At 35.7% G+C, this 24,723-nt stretch carries 19 protein-coding genes; 15 read left to right on the top strand and 4 right to left on the bottom strand.

Annotation, left to right across the window (positions count from 1 at the left end; translation table 11 throughout):
- Positions 1-192: 192 nt before the first annotated feature.
- Positions 193-906, bottom strand: coding sequence for a pyridoxine 5'-phosphate synthase (locus tag ACHZAX_RS16200; protein WP_320019852.1), 714 nt, complete (start codon positions 904-906; stop codon positions 193-195).
- Positions 907-1,019: 113 nt separating this feature from the next.
- On the opposite strand from ACHZAX_RS16200, the gene ACHZAX_RS16195 reads away from it, so the two are divergent.
- The 8 genes from ACHZAX_RS16195 to murI all read left to right on the top strand — a co-directional run bounded on the left by ACHZAX_RS16195 (position 1,020) and on the right by murI (position 8,989).
- A complete protein-coding gene (locus ACHZAX_RS16195) occupies positions 1,020-1,685 on the top strand; it encodes a CBS domain-containing protein (protein WP_101308237.1) in 666 nt (221 codons plus the stop codon).
- A 207-nt stretch (positions 1,686-1,892) separates the two neighbouring features.
- On the top strand, positions 1,893-2,777 hold the full coding sequence (locus tag ACHZAX_RS16190) for an NAD kinase (RefSeq protein ID WP_101308238.1): 885 nt from the start codon (positions 1,893-1,895) through the stop codon (positions 2,775-2,777).
- Between the two features lie 211 nt (positions 2,778-2,988).
- Complete coding sequence (gene porG / locus ACHZAX_RS16185) at positions 2,989-3,654, top strand: type IX secretion system protein PorG (RefSeq protein WP_320019851.1); 666 nt, start codon at positions 2,989-2,991, stop codon at positions 3,652-3,654.
- A gap of 3 nt (positions 3,655-3,657) precedes the next feature.
- Positions 3,658-4,404: an isoprenyl transferase gene (locus ACHZAX_RS16180; protein WP_101308240.1), complete on the top strand. Its 747-nt coding sequence runs from the start codon at positions 3,658-3,660 to the stop codon at positions 4,402-4,404.
- Between the two features lie 24 nt (positions 4,405-4,428).
- Positions 4,429-6,954 carry an outer membrane protein assembly factor BamA gene (bamA, locus tag ACHZAX_RS16175; RefSeq protein ID WP_320019850.1) on the top strand — a complete coding sequence of 842 codons (2,526 nt, stop codon included), beginning with the start codon at positions 4,429-4,431 and terminating at the stop codon, positions 6,952-6,954.
- 75 nt (positions 6,955-7,029) lie between these two features.
- Positions 7,030-7,551, top strand: coding sequence for an OmpH/Skp family outer membrane protein (locus ACHZAX_RS16170; protein WP_101308242.1), 522 nt, complete (start codon positions 7,030-7,032; stop codon positions 7,549-7,551).
- A 30-nt stretch (positions 7,552-7,581) separates the two neighbouring features.
- The gene (locus ACHZAX_RS16165) at positions 7,582-8,097 is read left to right on the top strand and encodes an OmpH/Skp family outer membrane protein (RefSeq protein ID WP_101308243.1); all 516 of its coding nucleotides are present in this window, start codon (positions 7,582-7,584) and stop codon (positions 8,095-8,097) included.
- Between the two features lie 64 nt (positions 8,098-8,161).
- Positions 8,162-8,989 carry a glutamate racemase gene (gene murI, locus ACHZAX_RS16160; RefSeq protein WP_320019849.1) on the top strand — a complete coding sequence of 276 codons (828 nt, stop codon included), beginning with the start codon at positions 8,162-8,164 and terminating at the stop codon, positions 8,987-8,989.
- 76 nt (positions 8,990-9,065) lie between these two features.
- On the opposite strand, the gene ACHZAX_RS16155 is transcribed toward murI, so the two are convergent.
- Positions 9,066-9,602 carry a gamma carbonic anhydrase family protein gene (locus ACHZAX_RS16155; RefSeq protein ID WP_101308245.1) on the bottom strand — a complete coding sequence of 179 codons (537 nt, stop codon included), beginning with the start codon at positions 9,600-9,602 and terminating at the stop codon, positions 9,066-9,068.
- Between the two features lie 444 nt (positions 9,603-10,046).
- On the opposite strand from ACHZAX_RS16155, the gene ACHZAX_RS16150 reads away from it, so the two are divergent.
- The 4 genes from ACHZAX_RS16150 to ACHZAX_RS16135 all read left to right on the top strand — a co-directional run bounded on the left by ACHZAX_RS16150 (position 10,047) and on the right by ACHZAX_RS16135 (position 16,079).
- Positions 10,047-13,214, top strand: a complete 3,168-nt coding sequence (locus ACHZAX_RS16150; RefSeq protein WP_320019848.1) for a SusC/RagA family TonB-linked outer membrane protein — start codon at positions 10,047-10,049, stop codon at positions 13,212-13,214.
- A gap of 18 nt (positions 13,215-13,232) precedes the next feature.
- Positions 13,233-14,825, top strand: coding sequence for a RagB/SusD family nutrient uptake outer membrane protein (locus ACHZAX_RS16145; protein ID WP_320019847.1), 1,593 nt, complete (start codon positions 13,233-13,235; stop codon positions 14,823-14,825).
- A 329-nt stretch (positions 14,826-15,154) separates the two neighbouring features.
- Complete coding sequence (locus tag ACHZAX_RS16140; protein ID WP_320019846.1) at positions 15,155-15,649, top strand: helix-turn-helix domain-containing protein; 495 nt, start codon at positions 15,155-15,157, stop codon at positions 15,647-15,649.
- Positions 15,624-16,079, top strand: a complete 456-nt coding sequence (locus ACHZAX_RS16135) for a transposase (protein ID WP_320019845.1) — start codon at positions 15,624-15,626, stop codon at positions 16,077-16,079. The genes ACHZAX_RS16140 and ACHZAX_RS16135 overlap by 26 nt, the downstream gene beginning before the upstream one ends.
- Before the next feature lie 167 nt (positions 16,080-16,246).
- Here ACHZAX_RS16135 and tnpC read toward each other — a convergent pair whose 3' ends face one another.
- A complete protein-coding gene (gene tnpC / locus ACHZAX_RS16130) occupies positions 16,247-17,716 on the bottom strand; it encodes an IS66 family transposase (protein ID WP_320019844.1) in 1,470 nt (489 codons plus the stop codon).
- A gap of 74 nt (positions 17,717-17,790) precedes the next feature.
- Positions 17,791-18,153 carry an IS66 family insertion sequence element accessory protein TnpB gene (gene tnpB / locus ACHZAX_RS16125; RefSeq protein ID WP_320019843.1) on the bottom strand — a complete coding sequence of 121 codons (363 nt, stop codon included), beginning with the start codon at positions 18,151-18,153 and terminating at the stop codon, positions 17,791-17,793.
- A gap of 402 nt (positions 18,154-18,555) precedes the next feature.
- Here tnpB and ACHZAX_RS16120 point away from each other — a divergent pair, with 402 nt between their 5' ends.
- From ACHZAX_RS16120 to ACHZAX_RS16110, 3 genes are all read left to right on the top strand, one after another.
- On the top strand, positions 18,556-20,400 hold the full coding sequence (locus ACHZAX_RS16120; protein ID WP_320019842.1) for a 2-oxoacid:acceptor oxidoreductase subunit alpha: 1,845 nt from the start codon (positions 18,556-18,558) through the stop codon (positions 20,398-20,400).
- 2 nt (positions 20,401-20,402) lie between these two features.
- Positions 20,403-21,443, top strand: coding sequence for a 2-oxoacid:ferredoxin oxidoreductase subunit beta (locus ACHZAX_RS16115; protein WP_320019841.1), 1,041 nt, complete (start codon positions 20,403-20,405; stop codon positions 21,441-21,443).
- 256 nt (positions 21,444-21,699) lie between these two features.
- Positions 21,700-24,675 carry a PEP/pyruvate-binding domain-containing protein gene (locus ACHZAX_RS16110; RefSeq protein WP_101308250.1) on the top strand — a complete coding sequence of 992 codons (2,976 nt, stop codon included), beginning with the start codon at positions 21,700-21,702 and terminating at the stop codon, positions 24,673-24,675.
- Positions 24,676-24,723 lie beyond the last annotated feature (48 nt).

Genomic DNA, 24,723 nt, shown 5'->3' with positions numbered 1-24,723 from the left:
CTTGCATCTTTTTTAACGAAGATATAGCTGAAAAGAAACATTTTAAAAGATGCGTTTTGATGTTAATTTGTTATAAAGATAAGAACCAAAATCAATAAAGTGATTGGTTAAGTTGAGTTTTTTAAGAAGATTCAGAAATAGAAAAAGGATGCCTTAAGAGCATCCTTTTGAAAATATATAACGAGTTCAGGCTTATTTCAAACACCTAAGATACATCTGAATGGTATTTTCCAAACCATAGTACAATGAATCAGAAATAAGGGCATGCCCAATTGACACTTCAGTTAAATTTGGAATGTTATCGTTAAAATATTTAAGATTTTCCAAACTCAAATCGTGTCCGGCATTAATTTCCAAGCCTAATTCATGAGCCTTTTTTGTTGCAATTACAAAAGGACGAATGGCCTCCTCTTTATTTTTAGGATAATTTGTCGCATACGGTTCTGTGTATAATTCGATACGATCTGTTCCAGTGGCAACAGCACCTTCTATATTTGCCAGGTTAGTATCAACGAAAATGGAAGTTCTGATGCCAGCATCTTTAAATTCCTTTATAATTTCGATTAAAATGTCACGATTTTTAACTGTATCCCATCCAGCATTAGAAGTTAATGCCTCCGGAGGATCAGGAACAAGAGTAACCTGTGCCGGTTTTGCTTTTACAACCAAATCAATAAAATCACGGGTTGGATACCCTTCAATATTAAATTCGGTGGTAACTAAAGATTCTAAATCCCTAACATCCTGATAACGAATATGTCTTTGGTCAGGACGAGGATGTACTGTAATGCCTTCAGCTCCAAATCTTTCACAATCTAAAGCTACCTTGCAAACATTAGGAGTATTCCCTCCCCGGGCATTTCTAATTGTCGCAATTTTGTTTATATTTACACTAAGTCTGGTCATTTTATATAACTTTATTGATAGAATAAATAGGTGAAAATAAGTACAAATTTTCTTTGTGTAATTAAATTCTCCTTAAGGCAAAATTAAAAGTAATTCCTAGAAAACAGGTATGTATGATAGCAAAAGATTTAATTTCTGATGTAGTTCCGGTATTACGGGAAACAGATACGGGGATTCAAGCTCTTAACTGGATGGAGATTTTCAGAGTTTCTCATTTGCCAATAGTAAAGGGGGATCAGTTTCTGGGCTTAATTTCAGACAACGATATCTACGACTTAAACAAGGCGGAAGAACCTATCGGCGATCAAAAATTATCCCTGTTTAGTCCCTATGTAAACGAAAATCATCATATCTACGAAGTAATAGAGATAATTTCAAGGCTTAAATTGACTGTGATACCGGTTTTGGAAGATGAGAAAACCTATGTAGGTCTTATAACTTTAAATGATTTGATGCAATACATTGAAAGAATTTTTTCCGTTCGCGAACCTGGAGGTATCGTTGTGTTAGAACTTAATTCTGTAGATTATTCTTTAAGCGAAATATCAAGAATTGTAGAGAGTAATGATGCAAAAATTCTCAGTCTGTATGTGACATCATCTACGGATTCAAGAAAAATTGAATTGACAATTAAAATAAACCGAACCAATATTACTTCAATAATACAAACTTTTTTGCGTTACGATTACACCATTAAAACTACCTATGTTCGTGAAGATGACATGAAAGATATGATGGAGGATCGATACAATTCGTTCATGAGGTTTCTAAATATCTAAAAAGCTTAAGTTTCGGCTTCTTTTTCTGCATAGAATTCTTGCCACTAATCAGATTACTCTATATTTGTGCTAAACATTACTTAAATAGACATACCAAGCCAATCTTATGGTTTTATTGGATTTTAAGAGAATGTAAATTTAAAAAGGTTTTAGAATTTTTTGGATTCTGTTACACAAGCAAATAAACAAAACACAAATTTGTGAAGTATGAAAGTTGCACTTTTTGGCAGATCATTTAACGAAAGCTTTACCGAAAGTTTTATTATGATGTTTGACGTTTTTACCAGTCATAATATCGAAGTAATCATTTATGAACCTTTTTATGATTTTCTAATCAGGGAAATTAATTTTAAACCTCCTGTTCAGTCCTATTTTCATAGTAATAAGGATTTGGATAAGAAAGTGGATTTCTTCTTTAGTATTGGCGGCGATGGTACTTTCTTGGATGCGGTGACATTTGTGCGCGATTCGGGGATTCCATTGGTGGGGATTAATAGTGGTCGCTTAGGTTTTATGGCCGATATCGCTCAGGATGAAATACCGCAGGCATTGGCCGATATTGTGGCCGGAGAATATAGTTTTGAGGAGCGGAACTTACTACGGTTGGAAACATCAAGGAATGGCTTGTTTGAGGAATTTAATTATGCTTTAAACGAATTTACCGTTCATAAAACAGACTCGGCTTCGATGATCACGATTCATACCTATCTGAATAATGAGTATTTGAATTCTTATTGGGCCGATGGTTTAATTATAGCGACTCCAACCGGATCTACAGCATATTCGTTAAGTGTTGGCGGGCCAATACTAATCCCCAATACACAAAATTTTATCATTTCACCTATTTCTCCGCACAACCTTACAGTTCGACCGATTGTTGTGCCCAATCATCATGAAATAACACTTCGGGTTGAAGGTCGAAGTGATAGTTATTTGGCTTCGCTTGATTCCCGCTCATGTACTTTTGAATCATCAATTGAACTGAAAATCAGGAGGGCTGATTTTCAGATTAAGGTATTAAAACTAAAAACACATAGTTTTTACGGAACCTTGAGAAACAAGCTCATGTGGGGTGTTGATAAACGTAACTAGAGAACAATTTTATTTGGGTTTTCATTTTAACAAAATTTAACGACGGGTTGGCGTTATTTTTTTTCATTGATAAGGTTTTTTAAGATTATATGTTACTTTTGTAGCTTGTGAATAAATTGAGCTGGAATACATCCTCTTCAAACCAACGGTTTTAGGAGCTTAAGCAACAACTTCTCTTTGTTTGCAAGAAGGAAAACACAAACTTGATTTCATGTATAAACTGATATTGGGAATACTGTTTTTTGCGATAGGAAGTTCAGCTTTTTCGCAGACTAAAGCAGAGTTAGGCTTCTTTGGCGGAGTCTCCTATTATATGGGTGATATTAATCCTCAAAAGCAGTTTTATTCAAATTCAGTTGCCTTGGGAGGAATTTACCGGTATAATTTTAATTCACGGTATGCTTTAAGGGCCGGCATGTTGTTTTCAGGTTTAAAAGCAGAGGATAGGGATTTTAATAATTCATATCAACAAGCAAGAGGTGCATCATTCAAAACAGATTTAGTTGATCTATCCCTGCAGGTAGAATTTAACTTTCAGTCTTTTTGGTCACCTAAAAAAACGAAAAGCCAGACTCTGGTTCCTTATGTTACAGGAGGGATTGGATACATTGCTCCAAGCAGTACCAGCTCTTCATTCACAATTCCAATGGGAGTTGGTGTGAAAACGAACTTAACAGGCCGATGGACAGCAGCTTTGGAATGGAGTTTTAGAAAGAGTTTTACCGATGATCTGGATCATCTTGATGATCCAAATGATCTTAATAAAAGTAGTTTAGTACACAATAACGATTGGGCATCTTTTTTTGGAGTAATGATAAGTTATAAATTATTCCCTGATAATGAAGAATGCCATTCATACGATCGCTTTGTAAAATAAGATATGTCATTTAAAAATAAAATAGTAAAGGAAAAGCTGCCAACTCATCTTGCCATTATAATGGATGGGAATGGGCGATGGGCAAAAATGCGGGGAGAACATCGTATTGTTGGTCATCAGAACGGCGTTGAAGCAGTAAGGCAAACTGTTGAAGCTGCCGGTGAGCTTGGAATTTCTTATTTAACCCTGTACGCGTTTTCTACCGAGAATTGGAATCGACCTCAGGATGAGGTTTTAGGATTAATGTCCTTGTTGGTTGAAGCAATAGAAAATGAGACTCCTACTTTAATGAAGAACAACGTTCGCCTGCAGGCAATTGGCGATCTGGCAAGTTTGCCGCTTGAAGTAAGGGAGAAATTACAGGGAACAATTTCCAATACATCCGGGAATTCAGGTTTGACTTTAGTTTTAGCCTTAAGTTATAGCTCCAGGTGGGAAATTGTGAATGCAGTTAAAAATATTGCAAGTCAGGTTCAAAACGGAGATATATCTCTGGATGAAATTAATTCGGACTTGTTCTCTAATCAGCTTACCACAAAAGGTATCCCTGATCCGGAACTTTTGATAAGAACGAGCGGAGAAAACAGAATAAGCAATTTTCTTTTGTGGCAAATAGCTTATTCTGAATTGTATTTTACTGAATTGTTCTGGCCTGATTTTAATAAAGAAGAGCTTTATAAAGCACTTTTTGATTATCAGAACAGAGAGCGTCGATTTGGTAAGATTAGTGAACAAATTAAAGATAAATAAGCATTAACCATTATAATTCAAGTAATGATTAAAAGATTAACTTTCATTTTTACTCTATTTTTAAGTTTTAGTGCGTTAGCGCAGGAAACCGATACAATTTATAATCCGGTAACTCATTATTCTTCTCCAAAAAGTTATGAATTGGGTGGCGTTACAGTAACAGGAGTAAAACATTTGGAAAATAATGTTTTGGTGCAAATTTCAGGTCTTCGTGTTGGTACTACCATTGAAGTTCCTGGCGAAAAGGTGACAAACGCAATTAATAAATTGTATAAACAAGGTCTCTTTTCGGACATTCAAATTACAGCAACCAAGGAAATAGGAAACAAGATTTACCTTAATATCCAACTACAGGAACGTCCTAGATTGTCTTTGGTAAATTATAACGGAACATCTAAAAGTGAGACAACAAAGCTGAAAGAGAAATTAAAGCTGATGAAAGGAACTCAGGTTACCGATTATCTGGTTACAAACATAAAAACTATAGTTGAAGGATACTTTAAAGAAAAGGGTTTTTACAATACTAGTGTTTCCGTTATTCAAAGGGATGATTCAGCAGAGGAAAATAGTGTGATACTCGATATTAATATTGATCGAAACAATAAAATTAAGATTAAGCATATTTTTGTTGAGGGAAATACAGCTTTTTCCGATAAAAAGGTGAAAAAAGCAATCAAGGATTCAAAAGAGAAAACATTCAGAAATTTCTTAAAATCTTCTAAGTATATTGAAGAAAAATGGAACGAGGATAAATTGACTTTAATTGAGAAGTACAACGAAAAAGGTTATAGGGATGCGCTTGTTTTGTCAGACAGTATTGAACAGGTATCAGAGGATAGAGTGAATATTCATGTGAAAGTGAAAGAAGGGAATCAGTATTTTTTCAATAATATAGATTGGGTCGGTAATACAGTGTACACAGGTTATTGGCTGCAAAGGGTTTTGCAGATAAAAAAAGGTGATGTTTACAATCAGACTTTACTGGACAAGAGATTGAGCAGTGATGATGATGCTGTTAGTAATCAGTATCTTGACAAAGGATATTTATTCTTCAATGTGAATCCGGTAGAAACAGTTATTGGTAAGGATTCTATTAATCTTGAAATGAGAATTGTTGAAGGAAAACAGGCAACCATAGATAGAGTAAATATTATTGGAAATACAAAAACTCATGAGCATGTTGCCCGTAGGGAGTTGTATACATATCCTGGAGAATTGTTTAGCAAGTCGGATATCATTCGAAGTGTAAGGGAATTGGCTCAGTTAGGTCATTTTGATCCGGAAACTATTAGTCCGGATGTGAAGCCTCACCCTGAAAGTGGAACTGTGGATATTAATTATAAGTTAGAGGAAAAAGCGAATGACCAGATAGAACTCTCAGGAGGATGGGGTGCTGGAATGATTATTGGTACCGTTGGTTTGAAATTTTCTAATTTCTCGATTAGAAATATGTTTAATAAAGAGGCTTGGAGTCCTTTGCCAACTGGAGACGGGCAAACATTGAGTATACGTGCTCAAACGAATGGTTCATACTACAATTCTTATAGTATGTCATTTACCGAGCCTTGGTTAGGAGGTAAAAAACCAACTTCATTAAGTACTTCAATTTATTATTCTCAGCAAACCGGATATAGTCGCTCTTATAGCAGAAACTATAGTTATGGTGCTGGAATGAATGGCAATTCAGATCAAAGCCAGAAGGTATTTGGAGCAAGTGTTGGGTTGGCTCGTCGTTTAAAATGGCCTGATAATTATTTTTCTTTGTATAACGAGGTTAGTTATCAGAACTACAGACTAAAAGATTGGCAGTATTATTTAATCTCTGACGGAACATCCAATAATTTCAGTTTTACAACTACTTTATCAAGGAGTTCTATAGATAATCCATTATATACCAGAAGAGGTTCCTCATTTTCTTTAAGTGTTAAATTGACACCACCATTTTCATTTTTCGATAATGTTAACTACTCGAGTGGAAATACAAGCGATCAGGAAAGATATAAATGGATTGAATATCACAAATGGGTATTTAAAGGAAAAATGTATACATCCTTATTGAATAGTACTGATAAACTGGTTTTATATACAGGAACTGAGTTTGGATATTTGGGGTATTATAATAAAGATAAAAGATCACCTTTCGAAGGATTTGAAGTAGGAGGTGATGGTATGTCGGGATACAGCATGTACGGAAGTGACAATATTGGACTAAGAGGATATGAAAATGGATCTTTAACCCCGGTAAGTACGACAGGCAGACGATTAGGAGGTAATATTTATTCTAAATTTACTGCAGAAGTTCGTTATCCGCTATCTTTAAGCCAGTCTGCGACAATTTATGCATTGGCATTTGCCGAAGCAGGAAATGCCTGGTATGATTTTGAACAATTTCAACCATTCAATTTGAAGCGTTCTGCAGGTGTTGGGCTTAGAATATTCCTTCCTATGTTTGGATTATTAGGAATTGATTACGGATATGGATTTGATGAAGCGAATCAGGCAGGACAGAACGGTGGTCAATTCCATTTTGTAATTGGTCAACAATTTTAGCATATTTTATGTCACTCGTCTTTGGAGCTATTATAATTTAAGTTATTTTAGATTTTAATTCTAAATAAGAATCGAATGAAGCGTTTAGTATTAATAATTGGATGTGTATGTATATTGATAGGGAATTTGTATTCTCAGCAACGTTACGGATTCGTTGATACAGAATATATTCTCGATAAAATGCCTGATTATAAGAATGCTCAGGAACAATTGGATCAGATTTCAAGCAATTGGCAAATAGAAATTGAGAAAATAGCTTCTGAAATTAAAGAATTGCAAGCGAAGTTTAGAGCTGATGAAGTGTTTTTGTCCTCAGAAATGAGAGAAAAAAGAGAAAAAGAGATTTTTGACAAGGAAATTTTAGCTCAAAAATTGCAGCAAAAGTATTTTGGAATAAATGGAGATCTTTATAAAAAGCGTCAGGAATTAATAAAGCCAATTCAGGATGATATTTATGAAGCAATAAAAGAAATTGCAAAAGACGGAACTTATGGTATGATTATTGATCGTGCTAACGGGCCAACAATTATATACAGTAATCAAAAGTTTGATTTAAGTGATAAGGTACTGTATAAGTTAGGTATTAGAACTAATTAAAATTAAAATAAAAACTAACTGAGTGATATTATGAGACATTTTTTAAAAGTAACTTTATTAGCCATTATCCTATCTGCAGGTTCAAGTACATTTGCGCAAACCTTAAAATTTGGCCATATCGACTCGAATAAATTACTGTCGATTATGCCTGAAAAAGAGCAGGCACAAAAACAAATTCAAGCTGCGGCAGCGGAGTATGATGCTCAAATTAAAGCAATGAGAGAAGAGTATCAAACTTTGGTAAATGCTTATGTAGAGAAAAGAGAAACTCTTTCGGAGGCTGTAAGAGCCAATAAAGAAAAAGAAATTCAGGATTTGCAAAATCGTATGCAGACATTTGATGGATTTGCTCAGCAAGAACTTCAAAAAAAGCAAAATGAATTGTTAAAGCCTATTTTCGATAAAGCTTCAGCTGCAATAAAGGCTGTTGGTGCTGAGAATGGATTCATTTATGTTTTTGATATTAGTACTGGTGTTATCTTGTTCAACTCAAATAACAGTGTTGATATTATGCCATTGGTAAAAACAAAATTAGGAATACTGTAGATATTTTTCAGGATATTGTGAAAAGGTGGTATTTTTAATACCACCTTTTCTTATTTTTACGAGAATGATAAAAAATAGTCAGCCCATTGGTGTTTTCGATTCAGGATATGGAGGTTTAACCGTATTAAATGAACTGCTTAAGAACTTACCTGAATATGATTTTATTTATCTGGGAGATAATGCCAGAAGTCCGTACGGTACCCGCTCATATGATGTTGTATATGATTACACACTAGAGGCGGTTGAGCAACTTTTTTCAATGGGCTGTGAGTTGGTAATACTTGCATGTAATACAGCTTCGGCCAAAGCGCTTCGTACCATTCAGCAAAATGATTTACCAAAAATAAATTCCAACAGGAGGGTTCTTGGAGTTATTCGCCCTAGTGCTGAAGAGGTTTCCAAAATTACGAGGACCAAACATATTGGTGTAATGGGAACTGTAGGCACAATTCGTTCTAATTCATATCCATTGGAGATAGCTAAATTATTCCCGGATGTTGTTGTTGTCCAGGAAGCTTGTCCAATGTGGGTTCCTTTGGTTGAAAATAATGAGATTAACACGGAAGGTGGAAGGTATTTCATTAAAAAGAACATTGATAGTTTATTGGCTAAAGACCCTCTTATCGATTCGATAATATTGGGTTGTACTCACTATCCTTTGATGCAGTCGGAGATTAAGAAAATGCTTCCTGATCACATTCAGTTGATTTCTCAGGGAGAGATCGTTGCCCGAAGTTTAAAAGATTACCTTTTTAGACATCCCGAAATGGATGTTAGATGCAGTAAAAACTCAAATTGTGAGTTTTTTACTACAGAATTTGTAGATAGTTTTGAGGAAAAAGCCAGTCGATTTCTTAATATTACTTTAAAGGCCCGGCATATTAGCTATTAACTGTGGCAAGTGTAATAGTATAAAAAAACAAAGTCTTTCAATTTTATATTGAAAGGCTTTGTTTTTTTAAGCTGAATTACTTTTTGATGGTTTCTTCATCCTCTTTGTACCAGCTGGCATACATTGCATAACTATTTGCAATTCGATTGATTTCACCTTCTAATAATTCCGGACTTAGTTCTTTTATTTTTTTTGCCGGAGATCCTGCATATACACTTCCTGATTCAACATGTGTACCTTTTGTAACAACTGATCCTGCTGCAATAATCGCATTGCTTTCAATAATCGCATCATCAAGAACTACAGCAGCCATGCCTATAAGAACGTTATCTTTAATTGTACAACCATGCACTACTGCATTGTGGGCAATAGATACATTATTTCCAATTGTGGTTGGTGATTTTTTATAGGTTGCATGAATAGTCGCATTATCCTGAACATTTACATTGTTCCCTAGACGAATAGAATGAACATCACCGCGTAAAACAGCACTGTACCAGATACTACAATCATTACCCATCTCCACATCACCAATTACGGCAGCGGTTTCTGCTAAAAAGCAATTATCTCCGAATACCGGAGTTTTTCCATTTAATTCTCTAATAAATGCCATTCTTATTTAGTTTGATTATAAATACAAAGATAATTAAAAAAATATTCGAGAGATTTTTTATAAATATGTTGTAAAAAAAGTTACGCAAACGTTAACGTGAATGAAATTGAAAATGAGAGCAATAGCATAGTGTTAATTTGAAAGCAAAATGTATTGCATATTGGTAATTTGTTAGTTTTGAAGTCTATTTCAACTTAAATTTAAAAGGTTTACGATAAAAAAGGTTTGAAAATTTAAGTTTTTTTCACACTTTTGATGACGCAGATATAAATAGGGGTATTTTGAAATCTGCAATTTGAGAAGTTATTTTTAGGAATTAAAGTAAAATTTCTTCTTTGAACAATTCTAAAGGGTGCATTTTATTGCTTTCATCTCATTGTTATGTGATGAATGAATTTATATATAAATGTGTATTAATGTTAATTAACCACTAACTAAAGGTTTATGAAAAAAAGTTTGTTTTCGATGTTAATCCTATTCGTTTTAGGATTACAGAGCGTTCTAGCTCAAAGTCGAGAAGTTTCAGGGGTGGTTACTTCAGCCGATGATGGGCTGTCTATCCCGGGAGTTTCCGTAATTGTTAAAGGTACAACCATCGGTACCACTACTGATTTCGATGGTAACTACTCTTTAAATGTTCCAGCTGATGGAAAGGTTTTGGTCTTTTCTTTTGTTGGAATGACTATGCAGGAGCGACAAATCACATCTTCCACAATTAATGTTGTTATGAAGTCTGAGTCTATTGGTATGGATGAAGTGATTGTAGTGGCTTATGGTACTTCTACAAAGGGTTCTTTTACTGGTTCGGCCGCAGTTGTAGGTACTGAAACACTTGAGAAACGTCAGGTTTCTAATGTTTCGCAAGCCTTATCCGGTTCAGTATCTGGTGTGCAAGTTCTTAGTAATAATGGACAGCCAGGTGCTGAAGCAACTGTTCGTGTACGTGGGGTTGGTTCTATCAATGCGGGTACGAATCCTTTATATGTAGTAGATGGTATTCCTTTTGATGGTGATTTGAATTCTATCAGTTCTACCGATATTGAATCGATGACTGTATTGAAAGATGCTGCATCTACAGCACTTTATGGTGCTCGTGGAGCCAATGGTATTATCATGATTACAACTAAAAAAGCTAAGGCTGGTAAGACAAGAGTTAATTTTGATATGAAAGTCGGAGTAAATTCTCGTTCTGTTAAAAATTATGATGTGTTAACAAGTAAAGAGGAATACTTGGAGAATACATATGCAGCAATATACAATGCTGGTATCTATAATTTGGATTATACTCCAGAAGTAGCACATGCTTATGCAAATAGTAAGATTTTAACTAAGACTGAAGGTGGTACTGGTTATCAAGTTTATACTTTTCCTGATGGTGAAGGATTGATGGGAACTGATGGTAAGCTTAATCCGAATGCAACTTTAGGTTATAGCGACGGTGATTATTATTATACACCAGATGATTGGGAAGATGAAATGTTCCAAAATAATGCAAGACAAGATTACAATTTGTCTATTTCAGGTGGTAACGATAAAAGTACTTATTACCTTTCTTTAGGTTATCTTGATGATAAAGGAGTTGTTTCTGGATCTGGTTTTGAGAGAATTTCTGGACGTTTTAAGGGAGATCACCAAGTTAAAGATTGGTTAAAAGTTGGAGCAAATGTAAATATTAATAATATTACAAGTTCTGATCCAGATGAGCAAACAGAGACCACTTCTAGTGGTAACGCTTTCTTTATCGCAAATTACATTGCGCCAATATATCCAATGTATGTACGTGGTATTGACAAAAATATTCTTCTGAATAAAGGACGTAAGGTTTATGATTACGGAGATGGTCAGAGTACAAACATGAACCGTTCATTTATGTCGATTGCTAATCCAGCAGGGGATTTAACGTATAACGTTGAAAAGTATAGAAGTGATGTTATTAATTCTACATGGTACGCTGAAATTGCCCCAATAAAGGGATTAACTGTGAATCTTCGTTATGGATTGAATGTTAACAATAAACGAAATGGTAGTCTAGGTAACGCTTATCAGGGACAAAGTGCTTCTTATGGGGGAACTGCTGGTCAGGAGCAAACAAGAACATATGGTTTTAATCAGCAATATGTAGCAAATTATCAGTTTGCTGCAGGTTTTGAGGGTCAATTTGATATTACTGCAGGTTATGATGGTTATAAATACGAAAAGGAAAACGTTTGGGCAAATGGGCAAAATCTATATAACCCTGAATCGTATTATGTAGATAATGCTATTGATCAGATTCAAGGTGGTGGTTCAAAAGACACTTACTCAACTGAAGGTATGTTTACTCGTATCAATTATTCTCTTAAAGATACCTATTTCTTTAATGTAGCTTATCGACGTGATGCATCATCACGTTTTAGTCCAGACAATCGTTGGGGAGATTTTTGGTCAACTAGTGCTGCATGGATTCTTACTAATGAGTCATTCATGGAATCGACTTCTTGGGTTAATATGTTGAAATTAAAAGCTTCTTTTGGTGAACAAGGTAATGATGATATAGGTAATTACTATGCTTATTTGGACCAGTATAAGGTTTCTGGAGCAGATGGAGTTTTCTCTGATGGTACTTTATCTTATAAAGGAAATCCAGATATTTCATGGGAAACTTCGGTATCTTATAATGTAGGAGTTGACTTTGCATTGTTAGATAATAAATTAAATGGTACATTAGAGTATTTCGGACGTAAGTCATCAGATATGTTATACTACAAGCCTGTTGCTGCTAGTTTAGGATATACTTCTCTTCCAATGAATATTGGGTCAATGACCAATTCTGGTGTAGAGGTTGATTTATCTTATACTATCTTAAAAAGCAACAATTTTGATTGGACATTTACTGGTAATGCTACATTCATTAAGAATGAAATTAATGAGTTGGCTTCTGAATTGGAAGGCGAATTAATTGATGGTACTAGAATATATTCAGAAGGTGAATCGATGTATCGTATGTATTTAGTTGATTATGCGGGTGTAGATGTTGCTACTGGAAAGGCTTTGTATTGGGCTGAGGATGAAGCAGGAGAACGTTATAAAACAGAAGAGTATTCTATTGCTTCAGGATACAAAGTAGCGACTGATAACCTAATGCCAGTTGTTTATGGTGGTTTTGGTACTTCTTTTAAAGCTTATGGTTTTGATGCATCAGTACAGTGTGCTTATCAATTGGGTGGTAAAATTTATGACTCAGGATACGAACGTTTAATGCATGGTGGTATGGCAAGCAATGCAGGACAAAACTATCATAAAGATATTAGGAACGCATGGACTCCAGATAATACTGATACTAATGTTCCTCGTTTGGATGCTAATGATAAGTATGCTAATTCGAGATCAACACGTTTTATAACAAGTTCAGATTATTTAAGTCTTAATAATGTGACAATTGGTTATTCTTTCTCTGATGAATTTGTTCAGAGATTGCATATTGAAAAACTTCGTATTTATTTCGCTGCAGATAATGTGGCATTGTGGACAAAAAGAGAAGGTTTAGATCCTCGTCAAAGTTATACATCAGCTACAACTGCTCGTTACACACCAATACGAACAATTTCTGCTGGTATTAATTTGTCGTTTTAACAATTTTAAATGATTGATATGAAAAATAAATATATATATGCTTTGTTAGTACCCGTTTTACTAACATTCTTTGGGTGTGAAGATCTAGATACAGCGCCTTTAGGAGATGAAATTACAACAGAGCAAAAAGCTGAAGTTGTAGAAAACGATCCTTCAAAAGCTGCTGCTGGGGTTAACGGTATTTTTGCTCAGTTTTCTCAATATGCACCTAATGAAGATGCTCTAGGTCGAGTTAATCATTTTGATATTGGCTATGGATCTGTAATGATGTTCTCTGATGCTAATGGTTGTGACGTAGTACAAGAGGATAATGGTTATAACTGGATGTCAGGTTCTCTTGAGTATTCTGATCGCGATTATACATCAAGAGAGACACAGATTATTTGGAATGATATGTACGCGATTATTAGTAATTCTAATAATGTAGTTGGTTCTATTGATCCAGCAACAGAAGAGCCTGTGACTCAGTTTTATCTAGGTCAAGGTATGGCAGCACGAGCTTTTAGCTATTGGGTTTTAGCTCAATTGTATCAGTTCAATTATGTTGGTCATGAATCAGCACTATGTGTTCCTATAATTACTGCTGAAAACGCACTTGAAACGGCTTTGGCCGGTGGTGCACCACGTGCCACAGTTGAAGAGGTTTATTCTTTAATATTAAGTGATCTTAACGCTTCTATTACATTATTAAAATCAGCAGAAGAAGGTGGTTCTATACGTTCAGATAAACGTTACATTAGTTTGGCTGTTGCTTATGGACTTCGTGCACGTGTAAATCTAACTATGCATAAGTATGCTGAAGCCGCGGCAGATGCAACTAGTGCAATTGCTGCCAGTGACGCTACGCCGGCGAGTATCGATGAAGTAAGTGATCCTTATTTTTCAAATATAGAAGACTCTAACTGGATGTGGGGCATTTTTGTTGCTGAAACGGATGATGTGGTTACCTCTGGTATTGTCAACTGGATTTCTCATATGGGTTCTTTTAACTATGGGTACTGTTGGTATAGTGGTGGTAGACAAATCAATAAGGCACTTTACAATAGTATCTCGAGTACTGATATTCGAAAAGGATGGTGGATTGATGAAAATCTAAATTCAGCTAATTTAACTGATGCAGAAAATGCATTCATGGTGGATTATGATTACAGACCTTACACTCAAGTGAAATTTGCACCTTATAAGGGTGAGATTGAAACTTCCACAAATGCAAATGATATTCCTTTAATGAGAATTGAAGAAATGTATTTGATTAAAGCAGAGGCTGAAGCTATGAGTGGTGCTGATGGTTTAAGTACACTTGTGAATTTTGTTAATACTTATCGTGATCCATCTTATTCATTTTCAGGTGACGTTCAGGAAGAAGTGTTCCGTCAACGTAGAATTGAATTGTGGGGTGAAGGTATGAACTGGTTCGATATCATGCGTTTAAACAAAGGTATTGATCGTCGTGGAGGTGGATATCCAAATGCTACCATGATATTCAATATTCCAGCTGGAAGTGACATTTTATTATGGCGAGTACCTGAAGCTGAGATTCAGGCTAATCCTGTAATAAGTAATGGTGATAATAACCCAGCAGCAGCAGCACCATCTCCAGTTTCAGAATAAATTTATTATTGATTCAGGTTTTATTAAATTATATGAAAATTAGTATAATTAGAATTACCTGCATTTTATAAGTAATTCGAAAACCTGTATGAGTCATCGTAAAATAAGTGTACAGTTTTAAAAACTAATATATGATCCAGTGAGGCTAGCTTCACTGGATTTTTCATGTATAAAATTAGGTGTTTTCATATTCAAATACGGTCTTAAAGTAAGCGTCTCCGCGTCGCCACTCCGTCAAAAAAAAACACCCCGTCAAATTTTGGTTCAAATTGACGGGGTATTATACGGTTCTATTTGTTAATTTACTCAAAAAAAACTTATCTTAGTATATGCCAAAAATTATAGATGTAGAAATCACCGAAAGTGAATCAGAATTACTTTACCTTCTGAGAAAGCAGACAAAAATTCTTCAGCATAGTAGAGTTAAAACCCTTCTTTTTATCAAACAGGGAAAAGTAAAATATACAAGTGAAATTGCAACTAAGCTGAATAGAAGTAGAAAAAGTATTTACAACTGGCTTCAATTGTATCAAAATGAAGGAATTCACGCTTATTTGGAAGTTGCCAGTCGAGGATCCAGAAAGGAACAATTAAGCGATTATACAAAAGAGTGTTTAGCCACTAAACTTGAAAATCCCTATACTGATATTACCAGTTATGTAGAATTACTTCAGTGGGCGGAACAGAACTGTCAGGAAAAGATTCCCTATCATGCTTTGTATCACTACTGCAGGAGCAAACTCAATAGTAAATTAAAGATCGCCCGTAAATCTCACCACAAAAAAGATAAGCAGACCGTTGAGGTCTTCAAAAAAACTTCCTGATCTGATAAATTCATTTAGAATTGGACTGGATAAAGATAAATACGACTCCCTGAATATTTATTTTCAAGATGAAAGTCGATTTGGATTAATGACCAAACAGAAACGCGTATTAGTTTCCAAAGGTGTAGAGCCGGTGGGTAAATATCAGCATAGTTACAAGTGGTTATGGCTTTGGGGATCTTTTTCACCTTTGACAGGAGATGCATTCTATTGGGAAACATCCAATGTTGGGAATGATATTTTTGAAGCATACCTAAAAGTTCTTAGCGATCAAAATCCAAGAGAACTAAAACTATTGATAATTGACAATGCAGGGTTTCATGCCTGTCAAAGCATAGAAGTCCCTGAAAATATAAGGCTAATAAGAATTCCAGCCTATGCTCCTGAACTAAAATCCTGCAGAAAAAGTATGGCAATGGATGAAAGATAAGGTATCCATGAAGTTTTTTTCAGAAATATCAGATCTACAAGAAAAGATTACAATGATGGTAAATGAGTTGAATCCCGATTTAATCAAATCCATTACTGGTTATCCAATTTATACAAATTGCTTTTGTGAGTAAATTAGTCTGTAAAATGGTATTAAAATATCAGATATTACTCAGCCCACTTATCAGGAAGCAAGTTTCTCATTTGTTCGTTGGTCATGGTTTGGTGTTCTGCCAGGTGCTGTATCACATCTTTGAAATAAGAAAAGGTATTCACATTGTTCAGTCTGCATGAAATAGCCAGAGAATATAGTTTCGCAGTTCTGGCAGCTCCAGCATTAGAGCCACAGAAAAGCGAATTGCGACGACTAATGCTAATGTAACGCATCGGTCGTTCAATCCTATTATTATCCAAATCGTAATCTGTAGATATTATAATATTGTAAATCGATTCCAGTTCGTTGAGACAGTATGCAGTGGCTTTATTTAAAATATGGTTGGGTAGTATTTCAGGGTCTCGATCAATAGTCCTGAGTTTTTTTTCTAAATCGGTGTAAACTTTCAAGGATTCTTCTTTCCATTTTTCTTTTGGTTTCTTTTTTCTGATCATGTAAAACTGGTTGTACAGGTCAATAATATTTTGTGCTTTTGGTTGTTCTTGAATCTCTATAAATTTTCGTTTGCAATGTTGAATACAACCTAATCGCATTGCTTTTGGATAATTCCACCCTTCAAGTACTTTGTACGAGCTGTAACCATCAGTCTGAACGGCTCCTTTATAATCTTCGGACAGGTAGTTTGTAAATACCTTTTTGGCTCTTGATCCATTTTCATAAATGAACTGAATCAAATTATTTTGATGGGACAAAGCACTCCAAAAGTAACCTTTGCGACTTCCTTTATCGCCGTCTAATACGGTATGATAGGTTTCATCGAAATGGATATAAGGATCTGCAAGAATAGCATCCTTAAGGTGTGGCATCAATCTATCGAGCAGGTCCGCTGATTTTTCGATTAAGCCATGAACAGTTGCTTTGGGGATATCAATGCCCATCTCGTTCAAGTATTTCATAATGCGTTCTACGGGCATGCCGTACACATATCTTTGTTGAATTAGGTGTGCCAGTATCGAGCTATCGAAGTTGGAGTTCTGAAATGGCGCCACTGGAGCTTTTCCTTCAAAAAAGTTATCACCCATCCGATATTTCCTGCAGCGATAAATATGTTTGATCAGTCGGGGTGGTATATATGTATACCTTATCACGTCACGGTGAAACAAGTAAACAGCAACTTTTTCATCAAAGCCGGCATCGCAAGGCAGTACATCTTCTACAAGCTCTTCAATATTATCGTAAACCTTTCGTTTAGCACCATTATTACCTCTTTCTTTTGGGGAAGGAGCTGGTTTTTTATCGTCTGCAACAGGAGCTGTATATTTACGTTTTTCGGTCTTTTTAGGAAGGTTGATATTCGCAAATCGCTTCAACTTCTGGGCATCTTTATCCTTCTCTAAAAGTACTGCCTTTAAAGCAGCTAACTCTTTAGCTTGTTCTTCTATGGTTTTAGTCAAAGATGCCAGTACAGCTGTTAATTCTGAAATCTGTTCCTGATAAAAAGCGCTTAACTCTCTGTTTGTCATGATATAAAGGTACAAAAATAGTAGGGTTTCACCATGCAAAACACACACTATTTTTGTATCTTTTACGCTCTGTATCAAGTCGTTATCATGACTTTTAAGCGAAGTTCGTTCGAATTGCTTTTGTGTTTTATTGAGTTGACGATTTGATCAAGAATAGTACTTTCTACCTCAAAGAAAGGTGCATCGCCAACTTGTTGTGGCAGAGTATAGCAGCCCAATTCAAGCTTCTTGTTGTAAAGAACAAATCCTTCTTTTTGCCATCGTAAAACCTTAATTGATTTACGCGTGCTACCAACAAAAACATAAGCATTGCCATTTAGTGCATCCTTTTTACCTAAAGTCTTTACCAGATGATAAAGCGAATGGATTCCCTTACGCATATCAACTGGTTCGCGAAAAAAATAAAAACGTGTCGTTGCCGTGAAATTAAAAATCATAGTACATTCTTTTTATGTGAATTTTAAGAATGTAAAAATCTAAAATCTTATCGAAAATCCATATGCGCTATTGTAGAGACGGATACGTTCTTTGTCTTTTATGCAACGATAATCAACTCTCAACAGTTCTCTTCAAAAATCACCATTCCCTCTCCTTTCCTTCCCCTTATTAAGACTTAATCAACTATTAATCAAGCCTGTTTTTAACTGCGAGTGAGATGTAACTTTTTAGAATACAAACGTTTGCAAAAAATCAATAATTTTATTTGTCTTTACTTGTCTAAAAACTGGGAAACGCTACCTTTACCATGCTATGTAACATGATTTTAGCACAGTGTTGTATAGAAATAAAAACAACGAACTAAACAAAGGAATTAATTTCAAGCTTAATTCAAAATAGTCATGAGTCAAAAGACAAAAGTCATTGAAAAGGAAGAAGTTGTTATAAGATTCTCCGGCGATTCCGGAGATGGGATGCAGCTAACAGGGACGCAATTTTCGGATACTTCCGCATTGTTTGGGAATGATGTTGCTACTTTTCCTGATTATCCAGCTGAGATTAGGGCTCCACAAGGAACGGTAGGTGGAGTATCAGGTTTTCAACTGCATTTCGGGCAGATGGAGGTAAATACTCCCGGCGATTTTGCAGATGTACTGGTAGCAATGAATCCGGCAGCATTAAAAGCAAATTTGAAATGGGTTAAACCTAGTGGAACGATCATTGTAAATGAAGATAGTTTTACGGATAAGAACCTTGAAAAAGCTGGCTATGATTCTAATCCATTAGACGATGAGAATCTTTCCGATTACAATCTGATTAAAGCAAGAGTAACTTCACTGACGAAAGAATGTTTGAAGGATACAGAACTGGATCAGAAAAGTATCCTTAGGAGTAAAAACATGTTTACTCTGGGAATGGTTTATTGGATGTTCGATCGTCCGTTGGAGCATACAGAAGAGTTTATTGAGAAGAAATTCAAAAAGTATCCATTGGTTGTTGAGGGCAACAAGATGGTATTGCGGGCGGGTTATAATTTTGCAAGAACAATTGAAGCTTTGCCATATAATTTCAGTGTGGCTCCTGCAAAAATTAAGAAAGGTACCTACCGTAATGTTACAGGAAATAAAGCTACAGCCTGGGGATTAATTGCAGTGGCTGAAAAAGCGGGTTTGGAATTGTTTTGTGGATCGTATCCAATTACACCGGCAACAGAAATTCTGCAGGAGCTGGCTGCCCGTAAGGATCTTGGTGTAAAAACTTTTCAGGCAGAAGATGAGATTGCAGGAATCTGTACATCGATCGGAGCTAGTTTTGCGGGAAATTTTGCTGTAACAACCACTTCGGGACCGGGTTTGGCTCTTAAAACAGAAGCGGCAGGTTTGGCTGTAATGACAGAACTCCCTTTGGTAATTGTGAATGTTCAGCGTGGGGGGCCATCAACAGGTCTACCAACTAAAACAGAACAATCAGATTTAATGCAGGCAATTCACGGACGCAGTGGAGAATGTCCTATGCCGGTAATTGCGGCAAGTACACCTTCAAATTGTTTTGAATACGCCTATAGTGCCGGTAAAATTGCTTTAGAGCATATGACCCCTGTTATCTTGCTTACGGATGGTTTTATTGCTAATGGAGCTGAACCGTGGCGAATTCCTAAAATGGCCGATCTCTCACCTATAGAGGTGCCATTCGCTAAGGAGGGAGATAACTATCAACCATATGCAAGAGATACAGAGAAACTGGCTAGAAAATGGGCTGTTCCAGGTACAAAAGGTTTGGAGCATCGAATAGGAGGTTTAGAGAAGATGGATATTACGGGTACCGTGTCGTATGTGCCGGAAAATCATCAGGTAATGACAGATATTCGATCGGAAAGAATTAGAAGGGTTGCTAATTTTATTCCAGATGTTCCTGTAAAAGGGAATGATGACGCTGAAGTTTTGGTTGTAGGTTGGGGAGGAACATATGGTCACTTAACAACAGCGGTTCGGGAACTTCAGGCTGAAGGAAAGAGCATTGCTTTGGCACATTTTCATTATATTTTCCCTCTGCCAAAGAATACAAAAGAGGTTTTACAACGTCATAAAAAGGTAATTGTTTGTGAGTTGAATGAAGGACAATTTGCTGAGTATTTACGGGCAGGTTTTCAGGATGTTAAATTCAATCAATACAATAAATTACAAGGATTGCCTTTTACTGTGTTGGAATTAAAAGAGAGGTTTAACCAATTATTGGAGGAGAAATAATCATGACAGATACAATTCTTAAATCACATAGTCCTGTTAATCTGACTCCAAAAGATTTTAAAAGTGATCAGGAAGTAAGATGGTGTCCCGGGTGTGGAGACCATGGTGTATTGAATTCGGTTCAAAAGGCAATGGCTGCAATGAACATTCCAAAGGAAAAATTTGCAGTTATCTCGGGTATTGGATGTTCTTCCCGTTTTCCGTATTATATGGATACCTATGGTTTTCATACAATTCACGGAAGAGCAGCAGCGGTTGCTTCGGGAGTGAAATCAGCGAATCCTGATCTTGAAATAATACAAGTCTCTGGAGATGGGGATGCTTTGGCAATTGGAGGTAACCATTTTATCCATGCTATTCGTCGTAATATTGACATGACAATTCTTCTTTTTAATAATGAGATTTATGGGCTTACCAAGGGGCAATATTCACCAACATCGAAGCAGGGAATGGTCACCAAGACCTCTCCATTCGGAACAATTGAACAACCATTCCAACCAGCAGAGTTAGCTTTAGGGGCTCAATCGAAGTTTTATGCGAGATCTATTGATACTAATATTAAACTGACCACAGAGTTGATTTTGGCTGGAGCAAAACACAAAGGAACATCTATTATTGAAGTTCTTCAAAATTGTGTGATTTATAATGATGGAGCACATACCCTGATTACTGATAAGGAAACGAAGGATGATTTCCAGTTGATTTTGCATCACGGAGAGCGAATGATTTTCGGAAAGAATAGAAACAAAGGATTAGTTTTAGGAGGTAATGGTAAACTAATTGTTGTTACAATTGGTGAATTTGGGATTACTGAGCAGGATATTTTAGTTCATGATGCCCATAACCCTGATCCTCATATGGCTTGGCTGTTGTCAAATATGTCAGCTCCTGAGTATCCTGTTGCACTTGGTGTAATAAGAGATGTTGCAGCGCTTTCTTATGAAGAAAAAATGGTGCAGCAAATTAAAGATGTAAAAGCTGTATCATCAATTAAGTGTATGGATGATCTGCTTAATAGTGGTGATACCTGGGAAGTTAAATAATTAGATTGAAATATTTAATTCATCAATACCTAAAAGAGGAAACCATAAGTTTCCTCTTTGTTTTTTATCCCTTATTTTTATTATTTTCGGCACCATTTTTTAGGGAATAATGAATACTAAAAGATATTTTTCCTTTTCATTAATTGATTTTAAATGAAATCAGTACTTGTTTGTAAAAGGTTGATATCAAACCAGAAATTTATATTATTTTGTATTTCTGAATACAAGACAACAAAAAACATAAATAGCAATTGACATGGAAGAAGTTTCGATTTCCAAGATATACAAACGGAAAAAGAGTGATAGAGATATTTTTCAGGAATTGATGCCTTTTAAAGTGAAAGAAATTCTTCTTATCGCGACTTATTACGATGCTTATACTATTGTAAGGGAAGGACAGTTTTCTGATAAAATTGTTGGGGAATATCTACAATTAAATTTATATGCGGCACCACGTTTTACGAGTGTAGCCACTAATGATGAAGCCTTGGATGCTTTAAAAAACAGAAATTACGATGTGGTCATTTTAATGGCTGGTTTGGATAAACAATCCCCTTTGGAATTAAGTCAGGAAATAAAAAGGGTTCAGCCCGAGATTCCTGTTTTGGTTTTGGTAAATAACAATAGCGACCTGGCTTATTTTGACAGAGCTGCAGATAAGATTAAGAATAATATTGATCGGGTTTTTGTTTGGAATGGTTCCACCAAAATTTTTATGGCCATGACCAAGTATATTGAGGATAGAATGAATCTGGAACCCGATACAAAAAGTGGAGATGTAAGAGTCATTTTGTTAGTTGAAGATTCAGTAAAGTATTATTCCAGATATCTTCCGTTGCTGTATACATCAGTAATGACTCAAACCCAAAAAGTGATTTCGGATGAAGGGGATATTGACGAAATGCATAAGATTTTGAAAATGCGGGCCAGACCTAAAGTCATTTTGGTGAGCACTTATGAAGATGCAGTTGAAGTTATCGATAATTATTTGGAAAACTTGCTTTGTGTAATTTCTGATGTTCGTTTTGCGCGGGATGGTAAATTGGATGATGATTCAGGTGTAGATCTGATTAAATACGTGCAGGAAAAAAACATGAAAATTCCATGTTTAATGCAATCGCATGATACCGATAATGCAATTCGTGCCATGCAGGTTGAAGCCGATTTTATTAACAAGAACAGTGATACTTTGGCTTTGGATATCTATAACTTCATCTACACTAAACTGGGTTTTGGTGATTTTGTATTCAGAAACCAAAGTGGAACTAAGGTTGCAATAGCGAAGTCCCTTGAAGAATTTGAAGAAAAATTGAAATATGTTCCGGATGAATCTCTTCTTTTTCATTCGAAAAGAAATGGAATTTCGACATGGTTAATGGCCAGAGGTGAAATTAATATTGCTAAAAAGTTAAGAAGATATCAGATAGAGGATTTTAAATCAGTAAAGGATTTACGTAAATTTTGTTTGGATGTATTTGAAGCCTCACGTATAAAACAGTTGCGGGGCAGGATTATTAAATTCAGGCCTAATATTGTTAATTCGAATCATTATGTGGTTCGTTTGGGACGTGGATCTTTAGGAGGGAAAGGCCGTGGCCTGGCTTTCCTGAGTAACTTTATAGAGAATATTTACTTCGCAAAGCTGATTAAGGACATTAATATTTCGATTCCTAAAACAGCTGTTATTGGTGTTGATGAATACGATAATTTTATTGAGAAGAATAATCTTTACAATAAGATTTATCTGGATAAGAACTATAAAAAGGTACGTGATTTATTTGCGAAAGGTGAGTTGTCTGATAAATTACGGGAAAGGCTTCTGGATTATCTTGAGGAAATGACATGTCCGTTGGCTGTGCGTTCATCCGGTTTGTTTGAGGATTCTTTAATGCAGCCATTTGCAGGGGTTTATGCGACTTATTTGCTTCCAAATAATCATCCGGATATTGGGGAGCGGTTTCGTCAATTGGTAACGGCAATCAAGCTTATTTATGCTTCTATTTTTTCACCCGAAGCTCAATCGTATTTTAGTGCGGTTGATTATAAAATTGAAGAGGAGAAAATGGCTGTAATTATTCAGGAAGTGGTAGGACAGGAAACCAACGGCAGGTATTATCCAAATATCAGTGGTGTAGCCCAATCATACAACTACTATCCTTTTTCTTACATGAAACCTGAGGATGGTTTTGCAGTGATAGCTGTTGGACTGGGTAAATATGTTGTGGGAGGGGAAAAAACACATCGTTTTTGCCCGGAACACCCAAAATTGCAATTGGCATCAATTGAAGATCAGATGAAAGATTCGCAGAAGTATTTTTATGCGATCAATATGGAAAAGAAAGATGTTAATCTTTTAAAGGATGGAGAGGATGCTGTTACGATTAAATATGAACTTGCAGATGCCGAAAAGGATGGGAATCTACTGCATTGTGCTTCAGTTTACGATTACCAGAATGACAGATTGGAACCGGATTTGAATTTGCGGGGGCCTAGGGTGGTAAACTTTGCAAATATTCTGAAATACAATCAAGTCCCTGTTGCTCATGCTTTGAGTGTACTTCTGAATATTTTTAAACAAGCAATGGGTGCTCCTGTTGAAATTGAGTTTGCCGTTGATCTTTCAAAAGGAAAAAATGATTTGCCTACTTTCCAGCTCCTTCAGATTAAACCTCTGATTCGTCAGGAGATGAGCATTGATATAGATATGACTAAGGTTGATAAGGATAAGCTTGTTTTATTGGCAAGTAAAGGTATGGGTAACGGAAAAATAGACCATGTTCGTGATGTAATTTACATGGATATTGAGAAATTTGATCGGACCAAAACTGAAGAAATGGCTCTTGAAATTGAGAAATTGAATCAGAAAATGAGAGAGCAGGATCGTCAATATGTGTTGATTGGTCCAGGCCGTTGGGGAACAAGAGATAAGTTTACCGGTATCCCTGTACTTTGGTCTCAAATATCCAATGCAAAGGTAATTGTAGAGCAAGGTTTGGAAGATTTTCCTTTAGATGCTTCCTTGGGGTCTCATTTCTTTCACAATGTAACTTCAATGAATGTAGGGTATTTCTCGGTAAGGAGCAACACTGAACAAAGTTTTGTGAATACTGAAATTCTTGACAAGCAAAAACTCGAAGAGCAGATTCATTATTTTAAACATGTTCGGTTTAAAGAACCGCTGGATATTTTAATGGATGGTAAAAAACAAACCAGTGTTATAAGTTATAAATAGCAAAAAGCCGTTTCAATAAGTTTTGAAACGGCTTTTTTTATCAGTTGT

The organism is Labilibaculum manganireducens (genome assembly GCF_963665805.2).
Classification (GTDB): Bacteria; Bacteroidota; Bacteroidia; order Bacteroidales; family Marinifilaceae; genus Labilibaculum; species Labilibaculum manganireducens.
This window is presented reverse-complemented; position numbering and strand designations above follow the sequence as displayed.